Origin of the sequence: Nitratireductor sp. GZWM139 (assembly GCF_030068685.1) — a bacterium.
GTDB lineage: Bacteria > Pseudomonadota > Alphaproteobacteria > Rhizobiales > Rhizobiaceae > Nitratireductor > Nitratireductor aquimarinus.
The window spans coordinates 84,590-105,015 of the sequence record NZ_JAMQML010000005.1 but is presented as its reverse complement, the minus strand read 5'-3'; the positions used below and the strand labels follow the sequence as shown (position 1 = coordinate 105,015).

Annotated in this window: 17 protein-coding genes and 1 tRNA gene; 13 read left to right on the top strand and 5 right to left on the bottom strand. The window is 61.0% G+C overall.

Annotation, left to right across the window (positions count from 1 at the left end; genetic code table 11):
- Window positions 1-115: 115 nt before the first annotated feature.
- A complete protein-coding gene (locus NDI72_RS07835; RefSeq protein ID WP_283800145.1) occupies window positions 116-1,975 on the bottom strand; it encodes an AsmA family protein in 1,860 nt (619 codons plus the stop codon).
- Window positions 1,976-2,299: 324 nt separating this feature from the next.
- On the opposite strand from NDI72_RS07835, the gene NDI72_RS07830 reads away from it, so the two are divergent.
- Complete coding sequence (locus tag NDI72_RS07830; protein WP_283800144.1) at window positions 2,300-4,258, top strand: acetoacetate--CoA ligase; 1,959 nt, start codon at window positions 2,300-2,302, stop codon at window positions 4,256-4,258.
- A gap of 260 nt (window positions 4,259-4,518) precedes the next feature.
- Here NDI72_RS07830 and NDI72_RS07825 read toward each other — a convergent pair whose 3' ends face one another.
- The 3 genes from NDI72_RS07825 to NDI72_RS07815 form a co-directional block, all read right to left on the bottom strand.
- Window positions 4,519-6,216, bottom strand: coding sequence for an ABC transporter permease (locus NDI72_RS07825; protein WP_283800143.1), 1,698 nt, complete (start codon window positions 6,214-6,216; stop codon window positions 4,519-4,521).
- Between the two features lie 96 nt (window positions 6,217-6,312).
- Window positions 6,313-7,371, bottom strand: a complete 1,059-nt coding sequence (locus tag NDI72_RS07820; protein ID WP_206544643.1) for a Fe(3+) ABC transporter substrate-binding protein — start codon at window positions 7,369-7,371, stop codon at window positions 6,313-6,315.
- A 180-nt stretch (window positions 7,372-7,551) separates the two neighbouring features.
- Entirely contained in the window at window positions 7,552-11,079 is a 3,528-nt protein-coding gene (locus NDI72_RS07815) for a histidine kinase dimerization/phospho-acceptor domain-containing protein (protein ID WP_283800142.1), read from the bottom strand.
- 358 nt (window positions 11,080-11,437) lie between these two features.
- On the opposite strand from NDI72_RS07815, the gene NDI72_RS07810 reads away from it, so the two are divergent.
- Together NDI72_RS07810 and NDI72_RS07805 are read left to right on the top strand one after the other, a co-directional pair.
- Window positions 11,438-11,893, top strand: coding sequence for a phasin (locus tag NDI72_RS07810; RefSeq protein WP_113156180.1), 456 nt, complete (start codon window positions 11,438-11,440; stop codon window positions 11,891-11,893).
- Between the two features lie 197 nt (window positions 11,894-12,090).
- Window positions 12,091-12,167 (top strand) — tRNA-His (locus NDI72_RS07805).
- 381 nt (window positions 12,168-12,548) lie between these two features.
- Here the strand turns inward: NDI72_RS07805 and NDI72_RS07800 are convergent.
- Entirely contained in the window at window positions 12,549-13,130 is a 582-nt protein-coding gene (locus tag NDI72_RS07800) for a hypothetical protein (RefSeq protein WP_283800141.1), read from the bottom strand.
- Between the two features lie 145 nt (window positions 13,131-13,275).
- Here NDI72_RS07800 and NDI72_RS22060 point away from each other — a divergent pair, with 145 nt between their 5' ends.
- From NDI72_RS22060 to NDI72_RS22055, 10 genes are all read left to right on the top strand, one after another.
- Window positions 13,276-13,581 carry a helix-turn-helix domain-containing protein gene (locus NDI72_RS22060; protein WP_162742199.1) on the top strand — a complete coding sequence of 102 codons (306 nt, stop codon included), beginning with the start codon at window positions 13,276-13,278 and terminating at the stop codon, window positions 13,579-13,581.
- A 29-nt stretch (window positions 13,582-13,610) separates the two neighbouring features.
- Window positions 13,611-13,871: a hypothetical protein gene (locus NDI72_RS07795; protein WP_283800140.1), complete on the top strand. Its 261-nt coding sequence runs from the start codon at window positions 13,611-13,613 to the stop codon at window positions 13,869-13,871.
- Complete coding sequence (locus tag NDI72_RS07790; protein ID WP_283800139.1) at window positions 13,868-14,836, top strand: ParB/RepB/Spo0J family partition protein; 969 nt, start codon at window positions 13,868-13,870, stop codon at window positions 14,834-14,836. The genes NDI72_RS07795 and NDI72_RS07790 overlap by 4 nt, the downstream gene beginning before the upstream one ends.
- 17 nt (window positions 14,837-14,853) lie before the next feature.
- A complete protein-coding gene (locus tag NDI72_RS07785) occupies window positions 14,854-15,288 on the top strand; it encodes a hypothetical protein (protein WP_283800138.1) in 435 nt (144 codons plus the stop codon).
- Window positions 15,285-17,480, top strand: coding sequence for a DDE-type integrase/transposase/recombinase (locus tag NDI72_RS07780; protein ID WP_283800137.1), 2,196 nt, complete (start codon window positions 15,285-15,287; stop codon window positions 17,478-17,480). The genes NDI72_RS07785 and NDI72_RS07780 overlap by 4 nt, the downstream gene beginning before the upstream one ends.
- A 67-nt stretch (window positions 17,481-17,547) precedes the next feature.
- The gene (locus NDI72_RS07775) at window positions 17,548-18,306 is read left to right on the top strand and encodes an AAA family ATPase (RefSeq protein ID WP_283800136.1); all 759 of its coding nucleotides are present in this window, start codon (window positions 17,548-17,550) and stop codon (window positions 18,304-18,306) included.
- Window positions 18,306-18,947: a hypothetical protein gene (locus NDI72_RS07770; RefSeq protein ID WP_283800135.1), complete on the top strand. Its 642-nt coding sequence runs from the start codon at window positions 18,306-18,308 to the stop codon at window positions 18,945-18,947. The genes NDI72_RS07775 and NDI72_RS07770 overlap by 1 nt, the downstream gene beginning before the upstream one ends.
- A 53-nt stretch (window positions 18,948-19,000) precedes the next feature.
- Window positions 19,001-19,369, top strand: a complete 369-nt coding sequence (locus NDI72_RS07765) for a transcriptional regulator (protein ID WP_283800134.1) — start codon at window positions 19,001-19,003, stop codon at window positions 19,367-19,369.
- Window positions 19,370-19,454: 85 nt separating this feature from the next.
- Window positions 19,455-20,111: a DUF3164 family protein gene (locus NDI72_RS07760; protein WP_502888382.1), complete on the top strand. Its 657-nt coding sequence runs from the start codon at window positions 19,455-19,457 to the stop codon at window positions 20,109-20,111.
- A gap of 31 nt (window positions 20,112-20,142) precedes the next feature.
- Window positions 20,143-20,424 (top strand): helix-turn-helix domain-containing protein, encoded by a 282-nt coding sequence (locus NDI72_RS22055; protein WP_502888379.1) that lies wholly within the window; start codon window positions 20,143-20,145, stop codon window positions 20,422-20,424.
- Window positions 20,425-20,426 lie beyond the last annotated feature (2 nt).

Here is a 20,426-nt window from a genome sequence, read left to right as displayed (position 1 = left end):
GGATGGGGCGGGCCTGTCTCTTTCATGTGAGATGATCAGTCGAGCGGGAAGATATCCCCGCTCGCTACGCAGGGCCACCGCAGCAGATGCGTCGGGAGCCTTTGTCTTCTGCGATCTACTCGATCAGAAACGGTGCGATGAACGGGGCGTTCCACGAGCCGCCGATGAAGAAGGTCTCGCGGGGATCACTTTCCTCGGAAGCCTCTTCGCCGTTCTCATCAACCGGCTTGTCGCTTTCGGGCGGCAAGATGCTGCCGGAAAGGGCGATGCCGCGACCGGCGAAGGGAATGAGCCCGCCCAGCGTTATGGTCTCGCCCGTCTCCAGCTTCGCCTCGGCGGTGTCGATCCATGCGATGCCGCCGGCAAGGGTTGCCTTGAGTTCCGCCCCGTCGATGGCCAGTTCGCCATCGGCGATCTCGGTCAGCGGGAAGAAGGAGCCCTTGTCATTGTGCTCGCGGAAGGATTCCAGGTTGAGACCGGGCACGGTGCCTTCGCCGAAACTGGCTGAAATGGAGCCGTCGGAGGTCTCAAGGATTTCATCCAGCGTCTCGCCCTTCCCTTTCAGGAAAACGGAGAAGGAGCCGGGGGCCCGGGGCATGAAGCTGGTGAGGTGCAGCTTCTCGGCCATTGCCCCGCCATTGAGGTTTTCCGCCGTGATGCGAAGCTCTGCCTGATCGTGGCCTTCCACCCTGTCGAGGCGAATGCCGAGCTGCAGCATGCCGCCAAAGGCGGTGGCGTCGGAAATGTCGAGGCTCACCAGCCCGTCGCGAACCTGCGCGGTGGCGGCAATATCGGTCATCGAGACGGAACCTGCCGTGGCTTCATTTGCCGAAAGGCGCAGGTCAAAGTTCAGGTCACGCGCCCACGGAGCGGCCGGGGGGGCGGCCGGTGGGGCGGCTGTGTCTGGCTCCGGCGCCAGCGTGTTCAGAAGCACGCCCAGATCCAGCGCATTGAAAGCCAGCGTGCCGGAAACGGTGGGGTGCGGGTCGGTGAAGGCGATGTCGAACACACCCCGGGCGCTGCTGTCGCCGAGATTGAATTCGGCATTCTCGAACTTTACCCGCGTGGCGTCGCCGGTAATGGTGCTTTTCAGTTTGGCTGCCTTGATGGTGCTGCCGGGCCAGTCCTCAAGCAGCGTCCATTCGAGAACGCGCTGCAGGGAAGGGGCCGCGCTTTCCAGCGTGCCATGCAGGAAGGCGTTGCCGACAATGTCCGCCTGTCCCTTGAAGGAGAGCGTCAGCGGGGCGCTGTTGACCGAGAGGGAAACATTGGTCTTGCCGCCGGCGAGCATGATCAGCGGTTCTTCGCTGGAGGCTTCCACGGCGATGCTCTCGCCATGCCAGATGCCCTTGGCGGAGAGCGTTGCGGAGCGGTCGAGGGCTGGCCAGTTGAGCGTTCCCGTGACGCTGCTCAAGACCGGCGGGCGATTGACGCCGTTGAGCACGATGACGCGCCCGTCCACGATTTCCACCGTTGCGAAACTGTCGTTCGGCAGGGCGCTTGTGTCGGGCTCTGCGGGATTTGCCTGGATCAGGCCGCGCGTTGCCTCGACCGATTGAGCAAGCTTGCCCCACTTCGGAATGGCCGGAATGCGCATGACGCCGCCGCTCTCATCGAGCCGCACCACGGGGCGCACGAGGCGGATCTTGGTGAACACCACTTCGCCGCGCAGGGCGGCCAGCGCCGATAGGTCGATCTCGACCCGCTCTGCTTCCATGACGGCGGGTTGCCCGTCGCCATTCCAGTTGGACAGGACGACATCGTTCAAAACGGCCTTGAAGGAGGGCCAGACGCGGATTTCAGGCGCATCGTCGAGCCGCACGCGGTATCCACTCCACGCGCTCACCTGCTGGGCGACGCTGTCGCGGACGATCTGGGTTGAGGCCAGGATTGGCAGGCACAGGATCACCACCACCGCGATCAAAGCGGCAATGGCCAGTGCCCAAATGCTTTTCTTTACTGCCGGCGAGGGCATGGAACCTCATCCCTGGCGCTTTGCGCACCGGTTTGATACGCCCGATGCCAGTGCAAAACGCTGTTATCACAGGTTGGCGTCAAGCACGACGCAATCAGGCCGACAAACCGCGACCTCACAACTCCTTACGGGTTTAAACATGGCGTATGGCAATTCAAGGATTTGTCGCGCGTCTGCCGGATATTGCACCGCTTTCTGCCGGTTTATGCCGCAAACGGAAGGAAACGGTCGGGTCGCCTCGCTGTTTCAAACGAGACCATTGCCGCAGGACGAGCGGAAATGCATAAGGGGTGCGATTGCCGAAAAGGCCTTTAGGAGGAAAGCATGAGTGCAGCCGAGCCGCTTTGGACGCCATCCGAAACCCGCACGAAGGAAGCTCCGATTACGGCTTTCGCGGAGCGCGCCGAAGCGCTGACCGGAAAGCGCCTGCCCGACTATGCGGCCCTGCATGCCTGGTCGGTCGAGGATCGTGAGGGGTTCTGGTCGCTGCTGTGGGATTTCTGCGGCGTGATCGGCGACAGGGGCGAGCGCGTACTGGTCGATGGCGACCGGATGCCGGGGGCTTCCTTCTTTCCCGACGCGACGCTGAACTTTGCCGAAAATCTCCTGCGCAAGAGCGGTGACGGTGATGCGGTGGTGTTTCGCGGCGAAGACAAGGATGAGCGCCGTCTCTCCTGGGACGAGCTGCGCAATCTGGTCTCAAAGCTCCAGCAGCTCTTCCGGGATCGCGGCCTTAAGGCCGGAGACCGTGTTGCGGCGATGATGCCGAATATGCCCGAGACGCTGGCAGCCATGCTGGCGGCAAGCTCTCTGGGGGCGGTGTGGTCTTCCTGCTCTCCCGATTTCGGTGCGCAGGGCGTTCTCGACCGGTTCGGCCAGATCGAACCGACGATCTTCATCGCGCCGGATGGCTACTGGTATGGCGGCAAATCGTTCGACGTGTCGGAAAAGACGGCTGCCGTGCTCGAAAAACTGCCGAGCGTGAAGCAGGCGCTGATCGTGGACTATCTGGGCAACGCTACGGAAGCCGCCGCAAAAATCGACCGGGCGGACGCGTTCAGCGATGCGATTGCAGCCTATGAGGCTGCGCCGGTTTCATTCGAGCGTCTGCCCTTCTCGCATCCGCTCTACATCCTGTTTTCGTCGGGCACGACGGGCATTCCCAAATGCATCGTGCATTCGGCTGGCGGCACGCTGCTTCAGCACATGAAAGAGCATCGTCTTCATGCCGGGCTGGCGCCGGGCGGCCGGCTTTTCTACTTCACCACCTGCGGCTGGATGATGTGGAACTGGCTGATGAGCGGCCTGGCGTCGGAAGTCACGCTTCTGCTCTATGACGGCTCGCCCTTCCATCCCGATGGCAATGTCCTGTTCGACTATGCCGATGCCGAGGGCATGACCTATTTCGGCACGTCGGCCAAGTTCATCGATGCGGTCCGCAAGGCGGATCTGAAGCCGATGGAAAGCCACGACCTGTCGACCGTTCGCACGGTCTCCTCGACCGGCTCGCCGCTGGCGCCGGAGAACTTCTCCTTCGTCTATGAGGGAATCAAGAAGGACGTGCACCTGGCGTCGATCTCCGGCGGCACGGACATCGTGTCCTGTTTTGTGCTCGGCGTGCCGACGCTTCCGGTCTGGGTTGGCGAGATCCAGGCTGCCGGCCTTGGCATGGCCGTCGAGGTCTGGGACGACGAGGGCAAGCCGCTCGTCGAAGGCAAGGGCGAGCTTGTCTGCACGCGCGCCTTTCCGGCCATGCCCCTCGGTTTCTGGAACGATCCGAAGGATGAGAAATACCACGCAGCCTATTTCGACCGGTTCGACAATGTGTGGTGCCATGGCGACTTCGCCGAATGGACGGAGCATGGCGGCATCGTGATCCATGGCCGTTCCGACGCAACGCTCAATCCGGGCGGCGTGCGCATCGGCACGGCGGAGATCTACAATCAGGTGGAGCAGCTGCCAGAAATCCTCGAGGCGATCTGTATCGGTCAGGACTGGGAAGACGATGTGCGCGTCGTGCTGTTCGTCCGGCTGGCAGAGGGCGTGGAGCTGGACGCGGCGCTGGAAAAGACGATCCGCACCAAGATCCGGACCGGCGCAAGCCCGCGCCACGTGCCGGCGCGCATCGTGGCCGTGAGCGACATTCCGCGCACCAAGTCGGGCAAGATCACGGAGCTCGCGGTGCGGGACATCGTGCATGGCCGCGAGGTGAAGAACAAGGAGGCGCTCGCCAATCCCGAGGCGCTCGATCTCTACCGGGATATTCCCGCTCTTCGCAGCTGAAGGGCGGGCGCATGGTTAAGGATCGGTAAAGCCGATATTTACCGAGAATTCACAGGTGGTACAGAAGCGTAAACTTGTCGGTAACCAGGTAAGGTTCTGTTAAGAGATAGCCGCGATAGTGTCGGCTAACTTGACGAGCCGGACACAGGGTCCGACTGTTAGACAGATGTTCGCCAAGCCCCGTTTTTGACAGCATACAAGATCCTTCAAGCGCCCTTTCGGGCGCTTTTTTTTGGCCTGTGTTTCGTGATTTTTTGCGGTCAGGCGTTGCGGTCGCGCATGAGCGGGCCGGACAGAAGAATGACCGGAACGATTGCCGTTGCGATGATCAGAAGCGCGGCCACCGCGCCATCTTCCACCGCGCCGCGCGAGGCGTTTTCATAAACATGGGTGGCCAGCGTGTGAAAGCCGAAGGGCCGCAGCAGGATGGTGGCCGAAAGCTCCTTCACCGTGTCGACAAAGACAAGAATGGCGGCGGTCAGGATGGCCGGCTTCAGGAGCGGCAGGAGCACGGTGAAGGCGCTCTGGTTTGCCGTCTTGCCAAGGCTGCGGGCAGCCTGATCCAGATTGGGCGGCAGCTTTTCAAGGCCGGAGCGGACCGCGCTTTCGGCAAGCGCCAGAAAGCGGATGGTGCAGGCAATCACGATGGAGGCGGCGGTGCCGGTGAGCAGGAGCCCGGTCGAAAGACCGGTATAGCTGCGCACAACGCCGTCGACCGTGTTGTCGATGGCGGCGAGAGAGAGGAGCAGGCCGAGACCGAGGATCGTGCCCGGCAAGGCGTAGCCGACGGAGGCAAGACGCACCAGAACCATCGTGTAGCCCGAGCGGGAGAGGCGCATCGCATTGAGCAGAAGAAGCGCAATGAAGACCGTGAGGAGGGCCGTCACGCCTGCAACCGCAACGCTGGTGAGGAAAGCCTGAAGGATCTGCGGTTCGGCGAACTGGTAGAGGCGGCGGGAGACATAACCGCCGAAAATGAAGAGCGGTACGCCGAAGCCGGACAGGATGGGAAGCGACAGCGCGAAGGTTGCCAGCCAGCCCCGTGCGCCGGCGAGCGGAACACGCGGCGGGCGCACATGCATCTGTGTGGCGCGGGCACTGTGGAAGCGCTGTTTGCGCCGCGCCCACTGCTCTGCCGTCAGCAGCAGGAAGACGATGATCAGCATGACAGCCGCAATCTGGGCTGCGCCCTCCAGGCTGCCCCGGTTGAGCCAGGTGGAATAGACGGAGAGGGTGAGCGTGCGCACACCCAGATATTCCACCGCGCCGATATCGTTCAGCGTTTCCATCATGACCAGAGCCAGGCCGGCGATGATGGCGGGGCGCGCCACCGGCAGGAGAACGCGGAAGAACACGCGCGAGGGCCGCGCGCCGAGCGTGCGCGCCACATCGGCGATGTTGCGCCCCTGCATGAGGAACACGACGCGGGCTGTCAGATAGACGTAGGGAAAGGTGACGGAGGTCACCACCAGCGCCGCGCCCCAGGTGGAGCGGATGTCCGGAAACCAGTAATCACGTGCGCTGGTGAAGCCGAAAATGCTGCGCACGGCCGTCTGCAACGGCCCGACATAATGGAAGAACTCGCCGAAGGCGTAGGCCGCGAGATAGGTGGGAACGGCGAGCGGCAGGACGAGCGCCCAGGCAAGCAGCCGGCGCAGTGGAAAATCATAGCCGACCACCAGCCATGCGGACCCGACGCCGATGACGGATGTGCCAAGCGCCACGAGGCCAAGAAGCGCAAGCGTGGTGCCGAGCGACTGGGGAAGCACATAGCGCAGAAGATGCGGCCACGCCTCGCCGGAGCCGGTCAGAGCCACATAGAGGATCGTGGCGATCGGCAGGAGAACGGCAAGCGCGATGACAACGCTGCCGGCAAGCGCAAAGCCGTGTCGCTCGCCCCGGATGCGGGGAAAGCGGCGTTCGCGAAGCGGGGCTGTCGGTGTGTGATAGGATGTCATGACGCCGTGTACCGGAACTCGAATATGCTACTCGTTCCGGCAGAAAGCAAAAAGCCGGGCCTCGAACAAGGCCCGGCTTTGCGGTTCATGGAAAGATCAGCTGGCCGGGCCATCGTCGAGGCCGACGCGGTCGACCATCTCGGAGGCTGCCTTGCGGTGCTTGGCGATCTCTGCGAGCGGCAGGCTATCCGGCTTGATTTCGCCGAAAGACTGGACCGTTTCAGAGACTTCCGCGCCCGGCAGGACCGGATATTCATAGTTGGTCTCGGCGTAGATCGCCTGTGCCTCGGCGCTGCCCAGGAAGCGCATCAGCTCAAGAGCCTGTTCGCGGTTCGGTGCGTGCTTGGCCATGGCCATGCCGGAAATGTTCACATGCGTGCCGCGGTCACCGGAATTGGGGAACAGGACCTTGAGCGAATCGGCCCATTCCTTCTGCTCCGGCTCCTTGTCGTTGTTCATCATGATGCCGACATAGTAGGTGTTGCCGATGCCGAGATCGCACTCGCCGGCAAAGATGGCCTGCGCCTGTCCGCGATCATTGCCGTTCGGCTTGCGGGCCAGATTGGCCTTCAGGCCCTTCATCCACTCCTCGGCCTTCTCCTCGCCGTGGTGGGCGATCATCGAGGCGAACAGCGCGATGTTGTAGTTGTGCTGGCCACTGCGCATGCAGATCTTGCCCTTCCACTTGGGATCGGCGAGCTCTTCATAGGTGATCGTGTCCTGCTCGACGCGGTCCTTGGAAGCATAAATCACGCGGCCGCGCGTGGTGACGCCGAACCAGTTGCCTTCCGGATCGCGGAACTCGGAGGGAATTTCGGAATTCACCGTCTCGTCCTCGACGGACTGGGTGATGCCCTTTTCCTTGGCGTTCATCAGGCGGCCGATATCCACGGTGAGGATCACGTCGGCGGGGGAGTTGGAACCCTCGGCTGCGATGCGGTCTTCAAGCCCCTTGTTGAGGAACAGGACTTCGGTGTCGATGCCGGTCTTCTCGGTGAAGGCGTCGAGCAGCGGCTGAATGAGGAAGGGCTGGCGGTAGGAATAGATGTTCACCGTGCCTTCGGCCTGTGCGGCAGGAAGCGTGGCGGCGAGCGATCCGGTAGCAACAAGCGCGGCGAGACCTGCGCGGGCTGCGAGTAATTTCTTGGTCAGCATTTCTGTCTCCTAGCCTGTGGGGTTCAAGGTCCCATGGAAAGTGCCGGGTTTGACCATCCAGCGAGGAGGCTTGTCGTAAAAATTTTCGCAACCGTCAAGGAAAATGCAAGCAATATCATAAGTTTAGAAGTATTCTAAACTGCGGTTATCATGTTTTTTGAATTTTCCGGGCGGGCAGGCCTAATCGGCGAGAACGCGCGTCGGCGGAAACGAAACCTCGACAAGCGTGCCTTCGCCGGGAACCGAATGGATCGCAAAGGCGGCGCGGTTGGCTTCCACCATGGCGCGGGTCAGCGGCAGGCCGAGCCCGGTTCCGTCACCGCGCTTGCGCTTCAAGCTGTTGATTTGCTTGAAGGGTTTCAGCGCTTCCTCGACTTCCGCCGGGTTCATGCCGATGCCGGTGTCGCGCACCCGCATGACGACGGCTCCATCCGCGCTGTAGGCGGTGGAAACGATCACCTGGCCGCCGGCAGCGGTGTAGCGAACCGCGTTGGAGAGCAGGTTCAGGGCGATCTGACGCACGCTGCGCGGATCGGCCACCACATCGGGCAGGTTGGAGGCGAAGCTCGAACGGATGATGACGCGCTCGCGGTTGGCCTGCGGCTGCATCATGGCGACGGTCTCGCCCAGAATGTCGTTCAGCGAGACGGCCTCATAGTGCATTTCCTGTTCGCCGGCCTCGATCTTGGAGATGTCCAGCAGATCGTTGACCAGATCAAGCACGTGATTGCCGGACCGGTTGATGTCCCGAAGATAGTCGCGATAGCGGTCATTGCCGATGGGGCCGAATTTCTCGTCCATCATCAGCTCGGAAAAGCCGATGATGGCGTTGAGCGGCGTGCGGATCTCATGGCTGACGCGGGCAAGAAACTCGGTCTTCTGCGAGGAGGCGCGTTCGGCCTCGGCGCGCGCCTGGGTCAGTTCCTCGGCGGCGCGCTTCCACTGGGTGATGTCGCGCAGAACCGCGCAGAAACCGCTTTCGTGCGGCAGACGGCCAATGGTCATGAACAGCGGGATGAAGCGTCCCTGCGCTTCACGGCCGATGACTTCCAGCCCGTCGTTCAGAACGCTCGCAACGCCATTGTCGGAAAGGCTTTCCAGATGCGCGCGCACGGCGTTCTGGCTCTCGATGGCAAAGAGGGCCGTGAAGGGCTTGCCCGCCACATCCTCACCATCGAAGCCGAACAGCGCTTCGGCCGGCTGGTTCGTGGAGCGCACATGGCCGTCATTGTCGATGATGACAACGCCGTCGGTCGCCGTGTCGACGATGGCGCGCATTTCGGCCAGATGCATCTGCAATTCAGCAGTCTGTCCGGTCTCCTCCGGAGCTTCACTCAAAAGCGGTGCGGCGACGGCTTCCAGCGCAGGCTCTGTCGTTTCGGCTTCCACCGGTTGCAGGGCGAGCAGAAGGGCCTTGCCCGTGCGCCATGGCACGGATTGGAGATGCGCATGCACATCATGCTCGACGCCCTGCGCCGTCTTGAGCGTGAGTGCCTGCGCGTCTGCCGGCGTGTGTGAAACCTCGTAGCTCTCGGGGAAAAGGGCTCCAATGCCGCCGTTTTCTTCAAGCGTGGTCAGATCGGCATAGCCGGTCAGGTCGAAGAAGGCGCGGTTGGCAAAGTGCAGCGTGTCGCCGGCATGGATAAGGATCGGCAGCGGGAGACCGGCCAGAAGGCTGGTCTCTTCCCGGTCATCGGCGGATTTCTCGAAGAAGGCCGAGGGCACAACCGGGGCGGTGGAAACGGCTGGCGCCGCTTCTTCTGCCGCCGCCCGGGCTTCGGCTCCTTCGACTGCTTCCACTGCTTCGGTCGTCTCGGGATGCGCGGCTTCGCCCGAAGACGATGCCCCGTCGTCTGCCGTCAGCTCAGGCTCAGGCGCGTGAACGTCCTCAACCGGCATTTCGTCCTCAGCGGCGCTTTCCGCTACCGGCTCGTTTGTTTCTGCAGAGATATCGTCGGGTGCTGCCTCTTCGGCTTCGTGTGACGGCGCTTCTGCTTCCGGCGCGCTGTCTTCCGTTACCGTGCCTTTTACGGCGGGGGCGGCGGGCTGGTCTTCAACAGGTGCTTCGTCTGTCGTCTCAGATGCCGCGACCTTGCCGGCATCGGAAGTCTGCCCGCTGTTTTCGCGCAGACGTGCGCCGATCTCGCGGAAGGCCGTTGCTTCGCTCGGCGAAAGTCCGTTTTCCTTCGCAGGCGCGGTGCGGTGCTCCGAGAGATTAATGATCTTGACGGGTGCTTCCGGCTCGCCTTCGGTTTCCGCAGCGGCGGGCTCTTCCGCCTCGTCCGCAGGGGCGTCGAGCAAGTCAGCGTCAAAGGGTGCTTCAACGACTGGCTCTTCCTCGGCTTCCGGTGCAGGCGGCGTTTCGGCACTCTCCACAGGACGGGTCGGAAGCGGCGCGCCGGGAATGAGCACCAGCCCGATGCCCTCGGGATCGGTTACGGCATCGCCCATGCGGGCAAGGCCAAAGCCGTGAAAGCCTTCGAACACGCGGCCGCGGCCATAGATCGGCAGGGCTGCAAGGTCGACGGGAATTTTCAGGTCCGTGCCTTCCAGCGGCCACATGACGGTGCGGCCGGACCAAGTGTCGCGGCGCTCCAGAAGGGTCGCGATGCGGCCATCGGGATCGAGGCCAAAGGCATTCGAAACATCGCGGAAGCGTCGCCCCATCACGTCGGCTGCCGCTGGCCCGATGGCCTCGGCAAAGGCATCGGACAGGGCGGTGAAGCGGCCTTCCGAATCGGTGCGCCATGCAAAGCGCACGGTTCCCTTCGGGCGCTCGCGCTGCGGCGTCTTTGTGGGCTCCTGCGCTTCGGGCTCTACCATCTCCATGGTGGAGGCGACGTTGTTTTCCTGCGCGGCAGAGGGCGCAATCGGTGCAGACGCGGCGTCCGCTTCGGTCGCCAGTGTCTCTGTCGGCGCATCGTCATGCGCTGTGGTCTGCGCCGCCGGAGCATCCGCAACCGGCTCTTCCAAGAGCGGGGAGGGGGCGTCGTCGGGCGTGGTCGTCACGGTCGGAGCAGCAGGCGCTTCCTGAAGCGGCGCGTTCTGTTCGTCCACCACGACCAGAAGGTGCCATGCCGGCTCGTCGGTCAGCTTGGCAATGGCGGCGGGGCGCTGGCGCGCGCCGCCTTCGACCATGCGCTTGACCAGGCGATCCGTCTCGTCGCGCACTTCGTCAACGAGCGCGCGCAGGGTCTCGCGCTCGATGCCGAGTTTCTGGAAGCCGCTGGAGGAGGCTGCGACGAGGCCGTTCTCATCGACGAGCGCCGCAAACTGGTCTGCGGCATCGAAACCCTCAACCGCCGCCGTGGCGCGGAAGGCATCGTCGCGCATGCGCATGGATGTGGCCTTGAGGGCCAGAAGAATGGCCTGCTCGCCGCCGGGCAGGGAAATCGTGGATGCTTCCAGATTGACGACCGGCGCGCGCATGCCGCGGCCAAGCCGCGTGCCAACCGTGCGTTCTCCCGAAATGCGGGGGAAGCCGGGCGTGGCGGAGATCTGCCGGCGGGTCGTTGCCGAAAGATTGCTCTCGGCCCCGATGGCCTCTTCGATGTTGCGATAGCCGATCAGGGCCGCGCCGGGGCCGTTCGCCCAGATCACGGTGTCGAGAGCGCGCGACAGGACGAGCAGCGCATCGCCCGCTGCGAAGCGCTCACGCACCCGGTCCAGCACCGCAATGTCAACGAAGGAGTATGAGACAGACGCCATTCAAACGAGCCAACAATTATCCTGTATGCGCCCGGCCGGGAATCGCTGGCCGGGAGAACCGCATCGTTTCAAACAGCATCGGGCTGCCATCCTCAACCGCAGAACGCGGCATCCCGATAACGATGTTAACGCCTTATTAATAAAAGCATGTGGCCGCGAGGTCCACAAACTCTAAGGCCCCGATGCTGCGAATTCTCCGCGATTGGTTAATTGCAGCGACGGTTATAGCGATGAGCATGTTGCAGTGCAGCAAAGATGTTGCAATGCACAAATATCGATGCTATATACCGGTCATGAATTATCGGTGAGCGCCATCCAAGGAGAGGCCACCATGAACGAAAACCAAAGGATCGCGGATATGACCAAGACCACGCAGAAGGACACTGGGACCGTTGAATTCCCGACGTTTGATGCGACGCAGGCGAGCGAGCAGTTCCGCGCTTTCGCCGAAAAGAGCGCCGAGCAGACGAAAGAGGCCTATTCCCGCATGAAGTCGAGCGCGGAAGAGACCCAGAAGGCTTTCGAAGCCACTTTCGAGAGCGCAAAGACCGCCGGCAACGAGCTGACCTCCAAGTCGATTGCCGCGCTGCGCGAGGGCACGGAAGCCAATCTCGCCCATCTCGAGGCGCTGGCTGGCGTGCGCTCCTTCGCCGAGCTGATCGAAATGCAGAGCAACTTCATGCGCAAGCGCATGGAAGTGGCCGTCGACCAGATGAAGGACTTCCAGACCACGTCGCAGAAATCTGCTGAAACCATGGCGAAGCCCATGAAGGACGTCTTTGAAAAGGCCGTCAAGGAACTGCGCGTCGCCTGAGGCGTTAGCGCTCTGAGTAGTCCGGCAGAAAGCACCTCCTCCCGCTTGCTGCCGAGTGGGACCGAAACCTCCTCCCTTCGGTCTCTTGTGAAAAAAGACCGGGATCCTCCCCCCGGTCTTTTTTTCTTTTGTTCTTTTGGCTTGAAAAAGCGATCAATTGCCCGTATTGACGCGAACGCCGGTCACCGGTCACGTGTGCGGTTGTAGCTCAGTTGGTTAGAGCGCAGGATTGTGGCTCCTGAGGTCGGTGGTTCGAATCCACCCAACCGTACCATTTCTCTTCATTTCACAGCATTGCCCGAAACCACGCATTCCGCTTTTTGTAACGCGCAGGTTCACTTGGCAGATCTAGGCTTTTGTCGGGAATAGGTGGGAATTGCCGGGAACTGGTGAAAAAGCGCGACAGTTCAACGGGTTGCGGTGGAACACATGGGAGTGAGCTTCCAGACGCACGCAAGTTCACTTGGCAGCTGCGGTTGAACAGAGAATTCTGACCAACGCGAATAATCCAGTAGTTTCAAAGATGATCGCGTTTGAACCCTGACCTGGCGTCGTATTGCGCCGGAAGCGGTCAGAGTTTCATGTTCATGAATAACTTCAAGGCTTTGCCTGCTTTCCACGCGGCCAGCGTGTCTTCTGAACTCTGACCGACCGCCTAGGAGCGCTTTGGTGGCACGAGGCGACGCAGATCAACCAATACTCCGACGATCTGCAGTCTTTTATCGTTGAGGGAAATCGGCGTTTGCTCGGATTCGGGATCACTCGAGCGCGTGAGCAGATATTCGCCACGGACCTGCCGAACAATTGTAGCCACCGATCCACTGTCGTCATCAGACAATTGTGCAAGAACGACGTCGCCTGTCCCGGCAGTCGTATTCTCTGCGAACCACATCAGATCGCCTGGCAGGACACCGGCCAGATCCAGCGAACGCGCACGCATCGTCCAGGGACGCTGCGCCTGTAACGACGCAACCTTTTGAGCGAACGGTTCTGCCTCCCCGATCAATCCGGACTTTCGAGCTGGTATCAGCGTGTCCACCGGAACGGCGCAGGCAGTCGCCACCTTGTCGAGCACCTCCAGCGGAATCTTTCGTGTTGCGCCGCTGATGTAGCGTTTCAATGACGGCAGTGGGACGCCAGACAGCGTAGCCACTGCTGTCGGCCCACCGAAATCTGCCACGAGCCGGCGCAGAAGCTCACGCGTGGTTTCTTCATCAGTGGCGCTATTTCTGTTCATAAGCCTGCTCGAAAGGATCGAAATTGATCCGTATTGGCAACTACTGGTTGACTGAAAGGATCAAAAGTGATCCTCCTGACTAATCAGAACTGATTTGCGATCGAACCGGTCAGCACACCGGGTCGAACAATTCGGGAGCAGCCGGGTGCACGAGCACACGACCACATGGGACCGTCACGCCATTCTCGCCGAGATCAAGCGACGCTTTGGTTCGTCACGAGCCTTTGCCCGTCACGTGGACCTCACCGCCAGCGAAATCTCGGCGGCACTCGGTTCCCCCTACCCAAAAGCCGAACGGGCGATCGCGAGCGCACTTAAAGTGCCGGTGCAGACTTTGTGGCCTGACCGGTACTGGCCGAATGGTCGACGTCGTTCCGGTTGTACCAGACCGCAGCTGACGGGTGCGAGTCAAAAGCACCAGCCTCATGTGGACAAGAGAGAGCTGCTATGACGCCTCGCCGGTCTGACAAGCGGAAGGACGTGGACAATGAGGACGCCAGCTGCGGGTTCCTCTTTGTCAGTCCCAATCAACCCCTGCCTCCGATCGCAGTCATTGTTTCTGCGGTGCTGCTGGTCTCCATCATCGCTGCGGGCCTCATCGTACTTGAAATGCTTCTTCCCGGCGGTCTCATGGTTTGGGTCGGCTGGTTGTTTCTGGCGATCATTCGTTGGCCAGCACTCTTTGCAATTCCCCTCATTCTCCTCTTGCTCTTCTTCAACTGGTGGAGAGGGCAGCCATGAAACGTTTATCCAGTTCCGTGGAACGCCGCTCCCCCGGCGCCACGGAAAGCGCGTCCGCCGCCTCACCCAAAGCCCCCCGCCCGGCGGCGGACGCGCACTCATCCAACACGGGTGTGCGATCTATCCTGATCAAGGCGATCGATGTTCCAACGAACAGATTGCGACCGGTGAAGCCGTGGCGGGTTGAAACGCTGCGCAAGGAAATCGGAGAAGGCTGCCAGCCTCAACACCCGATTGTTGTTGCCGCAGAAAAATCGGGACGCTTCACGCTGATCGCCGGCGCATTGCGGCTGGCCGCTCTCGACCTCGGTGGAGCCACACATATCGACGCGAGTGTCATTGAAGCATCAACACTGACGCCAGATCGGCGTCTGTTGCTCGAGATCACAGAGAATCTCAACCGCGAGGAGCTCACGAAGCTTGAGCGCGCTGAAAGTCTGGTTGAGCTGAAACATGTACATGAGCGGCTTTATCCTGACACCCGGCGTGGAGGTGATCGTCGTAGTGCAAAAGCCAAGGCCGTGATCGAAGCGCGACGAAAGAGTGCGGATCAAAACGAAATTTTTGCGTTCAGTTCTCACGCAGCCGATATGACCGGGTTATCGCGGCGGGCGATAGAGATTGCCGTTGCCATCATTCGAGGCCTTTCCGGCGAGAGCAAATCCCGTCTTAGGGGAACCTGGCTGGAAGATCACCAGGCAGGTCTCAAACTCCTTTCGTCGCAAACATCAGAATACCAGAGCCAGATCTGCGATCTGCTCTTCGCAACGCCGCCCAAAGCAACGACCGTAGCGGACGCACTTGCACTTGTTGAAGGGCGCCGTCTGCTGACGCCCGCAGAGAAACTGTTTGCGTCGACCGTTGGCAACTGGGCTCGACTGTCCGCCCGACAGCGCGCTGATTTCCTCGATACACAAGAAGTGGCCATCCGCGAACATGCTGAAAAGCGGGGCTGGTTCGCATGACACGCAAGCGCGACCGCATGACGCTGGAATTGTTCGATTGGGAACCGCCACGCGTCGCCGTCGGCTTTGAAAGCGAGCAATTGCCCGGAAACCGGATCGCCTCACGTATCTCGCGGGCGGTGGCGCTCGCGTTGAAGGATTGCGGAAAATCCCGGTCGGATATTGCACGAGAAATGAGCGAAGAGCTTGGCTATCCCGTATCCGAGGCCACGCTCGACGCTTATGCATCCGAGGCCAAGGAGAGCCACAAGATAAGCCTCGAGCGTTTCATCGCGTTGATCATGGCAACCGAGTGCCATGATCTTCTCGGGTTTGTGGCTGGTTTTTTTGATCACGTCGTCGTGCCTGAACGGTATGGCTCCCTGATCGAGCTTCACCTGATCGAAGAGCACGAGCGCGAGGTCCAGCGCCGCAAGCAGGCCATCGAAGCCAAATGGAAGGCGGGCCGGTGACGGAAGGTACTCTCAAGACCTGGATGACGGCGCAGGAGTTTGCAGACCTCGCAGGCAGAGGGCACCTGATCGACTGGCCGGTGACGGAGTCCGGATCCGCTCGGAGGATCGAGCGGGAATGTTGGGACGAACGGCCGGGTATGGTGCGGCCACGCACTGGACGGGGTGGCGGGACCGAATATCACATCGAGAACCTGCCGTTGTCGGCACGCATTGCACTCGCCGCCCGTCACTTCAACATCGACCCGAACGACCTTCGACCGGCGACCCGAGATCATGATCGTCTTTCGCCACGTGCTCGCCAGACCCGTGATGCGCGTCTCACTCTGGTCAGGCTTGCAGATCGCTTCCGAAGTGACCAGGCGCTTTCAATTGCTGCAGCCGACAACCTCTTTTCAGACCTTTACAACACCTCTTCAATCGACGTTCCAGGCTGGATCAACACGGCAATCAAGAGGGTAAGCGCCCGATCACTCGCGCGTTGGCGCAGCCGGCGGGAACAGCCGGAATTGCTTGGGTTCGATCCGGCTGCAGCACGTCGCGGCTCAGGTCAGCTCGATCGCGCACTCGATGGTGAGGTGAAAACCTTCGTCCTCGCAGCCATTGCGAAGCTGCCCTTCCTCTCGGCGAAGGCAATTCGCGATGCCTTGGCAGACAAGTTTTCAGATGCCATTTCTGCCGGCTCATTCCAATTGCCCCCGCTTCGCACGGTGCAACAGACCCTAAAGGTCTGGCGTGACGAATACCGCAATGAGCTGATGCTTCTCACCGATCCGGATGGCTATCGCTCCAAGGTCGAATTTTCGGCTACGGGTGTAGTTCGGGCCGACCGATTAAACGAAGTATGGATGATCGATGCCTCTCCGGCCGACGTCATGCTTCGGGAGGGGCGGCACTCGATATACTTGATGATCGACGTCTTCTCGCGGCGCGCAAAAATTCTCGCTACGCCGACGCCACGCGCCGAAGCAGTGGGCCTCATGCTGCGCAAGTGTATCCTGTCGTGGGGAGTGCCTGAAAAACTCCTGACCGACAATGGCAGCGATTTCGTTGCGACGGCCACACAGCGTCTGTTGACCGCGCTCGGTATCGAGTCCGAACGCTCGCAACGCTACGACCCGAAGTCCAAGGGCAAAGGCCTGGTCGAGCGGCCCATCGGGACGTTTCAGCGCGATCTGGCCTGTCTGCCGGGGTTCATCGGCCATTCGGTGGCAGACCGCAAACGGCTGGAAGGACGCAAGGCGTTCGCCCAGCGTCTCGGCTGCGATGAGAAGGAGCTCTTCGGCGTCGATATGAAGCTCGCTGAATTCCAGCAGTGGTGTGATGACTGGTCGGACAAAATCTATGCTTCGACCGAACATGACGGACTTGGAAAACGCACTCCCATGGCAGTGGCAGCTTCCTGGTCAGGTTCCATCCGACGTATTGATGACGTTCATGCGCTCGACATACTGCTTGCGCCAGTCGCTGGAAAGAACGGGCTACGTACCGTTACCAAGACCGGTATCAGGATCGACGGTGCTCATTATCTGCCAGATGCGGTTATGCCCGGAGCCACGGTCCTGTGCCGGATGGACCCTGCCGATCTGGGGCGCGTTCTACTTTTCGAACCGGATGGTGAAACCTTCCTTGGCGAGGCAGTTTGCCCGGAACTCGCCGGGCTGGATCCTGCGGAGACTGTTGCCAAGGTGAAGGCTGCGCAGAAAGCGCATGTTGCCGGCCGCATCAAGGACATCCGACGCGAAATGCGGCGCATTGGTCCGCGACAGGTTGCGGACGCCATGCGTAGAGCTGGTGAAGAGCGAGCCGGCAAGCTCCTCGAGTTTCCGCGAAAAGCGGACGTGCACTCGACGGCGGCACTTGAAGCTGCAGCGGCCGCTACCCAGCCCTCGACGGCGGGCGTTCTTACCGGGCGTGCCGCGGACCTTCACAAAAGGCTGGTCGAGGAAACTGCACCTTCGTCTGAAGTCCCTGCAGCCCCAAATCGCACCCGCTCCAGCAGGGTGACGAAACTTCCAGAGACCCGAGAGGCACGCTTCCGCAGAGCACTCGACCTTGAGAAGCGGATTGAGAGCGGAAATCAGCTTTCTGACGCCGATCTCCTTTGGCTTGGCGGATACCGGAATGGATCGGAGTACAGGGCCATGCGCGCCATGCTGGAGGAATTCGGATCGGAGGCGATGCGGCTTTAAACGTGCAACCTAAGCGAGAAGACCCGAAGGTGTCGCCGGGTGCGGCGTGGTTAGAAGGAAACGGGAAATGTCAGGCAACAAACATGATGTCAGGCCGGGATCGGTTGCTCCTCTCAAGAATGTAGCCTCCTGCCTCGCCCTTGTGGATGCGCTGGTCAATCGCCCCACACATCTGCCCAATATCGGCGTTTTCAGTGGCTTTAGTGGCTACGGAAAAACGATGGCGGCGCAGTATTGTTGGAATCGTACCGGAGCGCTCTTTATCGAGGTTTTCGATTTCTGGACCCGAAAGAAGTTCTGTCAGGCCATCCTGGCCGAGCTCGGCGTTTCCCGTCCGCGTGGAACCATAGGCGACATGATGGATGAAATCATCGCCCGGCTTGGCGATGACCCGGCACGACCCGTGATCATCGATGAAGCAGACAAACTCGTCGATAAAAGCATGATCGAACTCGTCCGTGACATCAACAAGGCGGCACAGGTGCCAGTTCTGCTGGTCGGTGAGGAGATGTTGCCGCAGAAACTGGAGGCGCACGAACGTGTCCACAATCGAGTTCTCGACTGGGTGCTGGCTCAGCCCTGTGATCTCGACGATGCGCGGGCACTGGCCAAATTTCTCTATCCCAGTCTTTCAATTAGCGATGCTCTACTCGACGATATCCGTGCGCAGACCCGCGGGAAGGCCCGACGTATTGCAACAACGCTGAACGCAGCAGCGAACTTCGCCGCCAATTCGGGGATCACCGCTCTCGATATCGACAATTATGAGGGACGCATCTTCACCGGAGATGCTCCGAAGCGGAATGTCTCCCGGAGGGCTGCCTGATGGGGATCGTGTTGAAGCTGACGGTCGGCAGGACCGAGCCTGTCCTTCGCGGTGAGGACCATTTTTGGCGGGTTATCCGAACCTTGGGAGCCAACAACAATCTCTTTACGGTTTCGGACATCGCGGCCGTGTCGCAGGAGCCGCATTCTGGCACTATCGCCTCATATCTGCGGCGTCTGCACCTTGCCGGAATTGTCGTGAGGGATGGGAAAAGACGAAGAGCCGAGGGAGGAAAACTCGAGCACATTTACCGTCTCCTGAACGCACCAACAGACGCACCCTGTGTCGACAAGGCCGGCAACGCACGCCCCCGTAGGACAGCACAGCAACAGATGTGGAACGTGATGCGTGGCCCGATCGGGCGGTCCGGTTTCTCCTATTGCGATCTCGTTTCGTTCGGCTCCACTGATGACCTCCCGATCCATTCCGTGGCCGCCAAGAGCTACATTGCCCGGTTGAAACGTGCCGGTTATCTCCTGCCCGTGGACCCCGGCGGACCCGGAGTGCCGGCCGTCTGGCGCCTCAAGCCGTCTCGCAATACCGGCCCAAAGCCCCCCATGATCCTGCGGGCCAAGATGGTTTTCGATCAGAACCGACACGTTTTGATGGGCGACCTGATTGCCGAGGAGGACGCGTCATGAACCGTGGACCTCGACCGAAGGCGTTTCAGGCCAATCCAGTTCAGGACCGATCGATGTCAGAGAAGGCAGCTGCCGCATGGCACCCGCTGCCAGACTGGGTGGCAGAGCTTGCTACCCTTGTCGACCGCATCGGATTGCGCAGTGCGGAGAAGCGCGTTGGCTATTCTGCAAGCGCGATTTCGACTGTGATCAACGGCCGGTATCGAGGCGACATGCAGCGTGTCGAAGAAACGGTTCGAGGCGTTCTGATGGGGCGCGCGGTTGAATGTCCCGTGCTCGGCGAAATCGGCCGTGACCAGTGCCTCTTATGGCAGAAGAAGCCGTTTGCAGCGACGTCATCCATGCGTGCTGCAGTCTATCGCGCATGTCGAGGTGGTTGCCCCCACTCGGCCCACACAAAACCCGAAGACAATCAGAGGTGAAACAGGTGCACGGACCGGCCTGGGATCAATGGCCGGCCGTGCTCCCAGATGAAGGAACCGGATCATGTCGGATACGAACACTGAGATGGAGACCAAGACAGCCAATGACGGCACGATCCTCATACGCGGGCAGGCCTACATGCCTGACGCCAAAGGATCGCTGGTGCCCCTCGAACTGGTAAAGGCCCAGCACAAGCTGGAAGACGAGACGGTGCGCAAGATTGCGCGTCATGCACGTGAACTGTCTGCGCAGATCAGCCGGTTCCGCGGACATACGATGACCGATCTTGGTGAGTTCGATGCCCTTCTGGAACAGGAGTATGGCGGGCGGCGTGGCGGCGCCAAGGGAAACCGCACCTATCAGAGCTTCGATGGGCTCCTCAAAATTCAGGTGCAGGTGTCGGACATGATCGATTTTGGACCGGAACTACAGATTGCAAAGGGTCTGATCGACGAATGTCTTACCGAATGGTCGGACGATGCCCGGGCCGAAATCCGTGCGGTAGTCACCAGGGCGTTCAACACGGACAAGCAAGGGCAAATCAACCGTTCGGAGATTTTCACGCTGCTCCGGCTGGACATTGAAGATGATCGGTGGCGTCGCGCCCAGGACGCGATCCGCGATGCCATGCGCGTCGTCGGCAGTCGCGAATATGTGCGCTTTTATCAGCGCGACCGCCCGGACGGGCGCTGGCAGGCGATCACAATCGATCTCGCAAAGGCCGGCGCGCAAGGGGATTGAACCCCATCATGCTGCATAGCGAGGCTTACCGATGACACGTCAAGGCAAGAAGGTGCGTGGAGGCAACCGGTTCGGCACACGCTGGCGGGGAAAGCTTCCCGTTCCGCTGCATACGCATCCACTCGTGCGTCGGCTCTTTCAAGAACTCAACTCGCAGAACACAACGATCACTGAAGTAGCCGAGCGAGCCGGGTTCCGTCGCGGAACGATCTCGGACTGGCGCTACCGCCAGGAGCCACGCGTCTCCGATCTGGATGCGGTCCTTAATGTACTGGGTCTGCAACTGACAGTTCGCAGACGGCAAGGGGACTGATC

Excerpts from the sequence above, each read along its gene's own strand:
- NDI72_RS07810 (WP_113156180.1), top strand. The coding sequence starts at position 11,438 with ATGACCAAGACCACGCAGAAGGACACTGGGACCGTTGAATTCCCGACG.
- NDI72_RS07825 (WP_283800143.1), bottom strand. The coding sequence starts at position 6,216 with ATGACATCCTATCACACACCGACAGCCCCGCTTCGCGAACGCCGCTTT.
- NDI72_RS07765 (WP_283800134.1), top strand. The coding sequence starts at position 19,001 with ATGTCAGAGAAGGCAGCTGCCGCATGGCACCCGCTGCCAGACTGGGTG.
- NDI72_RS07820 (WP_206544643.1), bottom strand. The coding sequence starts at position 7,371 with ATGCTGACCAAGAAATTACTCGCAGCCCGCGCAGGTCTCGCCGCGCTT.
- NDI72_RS07815 (WP_283800142.1), bottom strand. The coding sequence starts at position 11,079 with ATGGCGTCTGTCTCATACTCCTTCGTTGACATTGCGGTGCTGGACCGG.
- NDI72_RS07790 (WP_283800139.1), top strand. The coding sequence starts at position 13,868 with ATGAAACGTTTATCCAGTTCCGTGGAACGCCGCTCCCCCGGCGCCACG.
- NDI72_RS07800 (WP_283800141.1), bottom strand. The coding sequence starts at position 13,130 with ATGAACAGAAATAGCGCCACTGATGAAGAAACCACGCGTGAGCTTCTG.
- NDI72_RS22055 (WP_502888379.1), top strand. The coding sequence starts at position 20,143 with ATGACACGTCAAGGCAAGAAGGTGCGTGGAGGCAACCGGTTCGGCACA.
- NDI72_RS07775 (WP_283800136.1), top strand. The coding sequence starts at position 17,548 with ATGTCAGGCAACAAACATGATGTCAGGCCGGGATCGGTTGCTCCTCTC.
- NDI72_RS07785 (WP_283800138.1), top strand. The coding sequence starts at position 14,854 with ATGACGCTGGAATTGTTCGATTGGGAACCGCCACGCGTCGCCGTCGGC.
- NDI72_RS07830 (WP_283800144.1), top strand. The coding sequence starts at position 2,300 with ATGAGTGCAGCCGAGCCGCTTTGGACGCCATCCGAAACCCGCACGAAG.
- NDI72_RS07760 (WP_502888382.1), top strand. The coding sequence starts at position 19,455 with ATGGAGACCAAGACAGCCAATGACGGCACGATCCTCATACGCGGGCAG.
- NDI72_RS07835 (WP_283800145.1), bottom strand. The coding sequence starts at position 1,975 with ATGCCCTCGCCGGCAGTAAAGAAAAGCATTTGGGCACTGGCCATTGCC.
- NDI72_RS07770 (WP_283800135.1), top strand. The coding sequence starts at position 18,306 with ATGGGGATCGTGTTGAAGCTGACGGTCGGCAGGACCGAGCCTGTCCTT.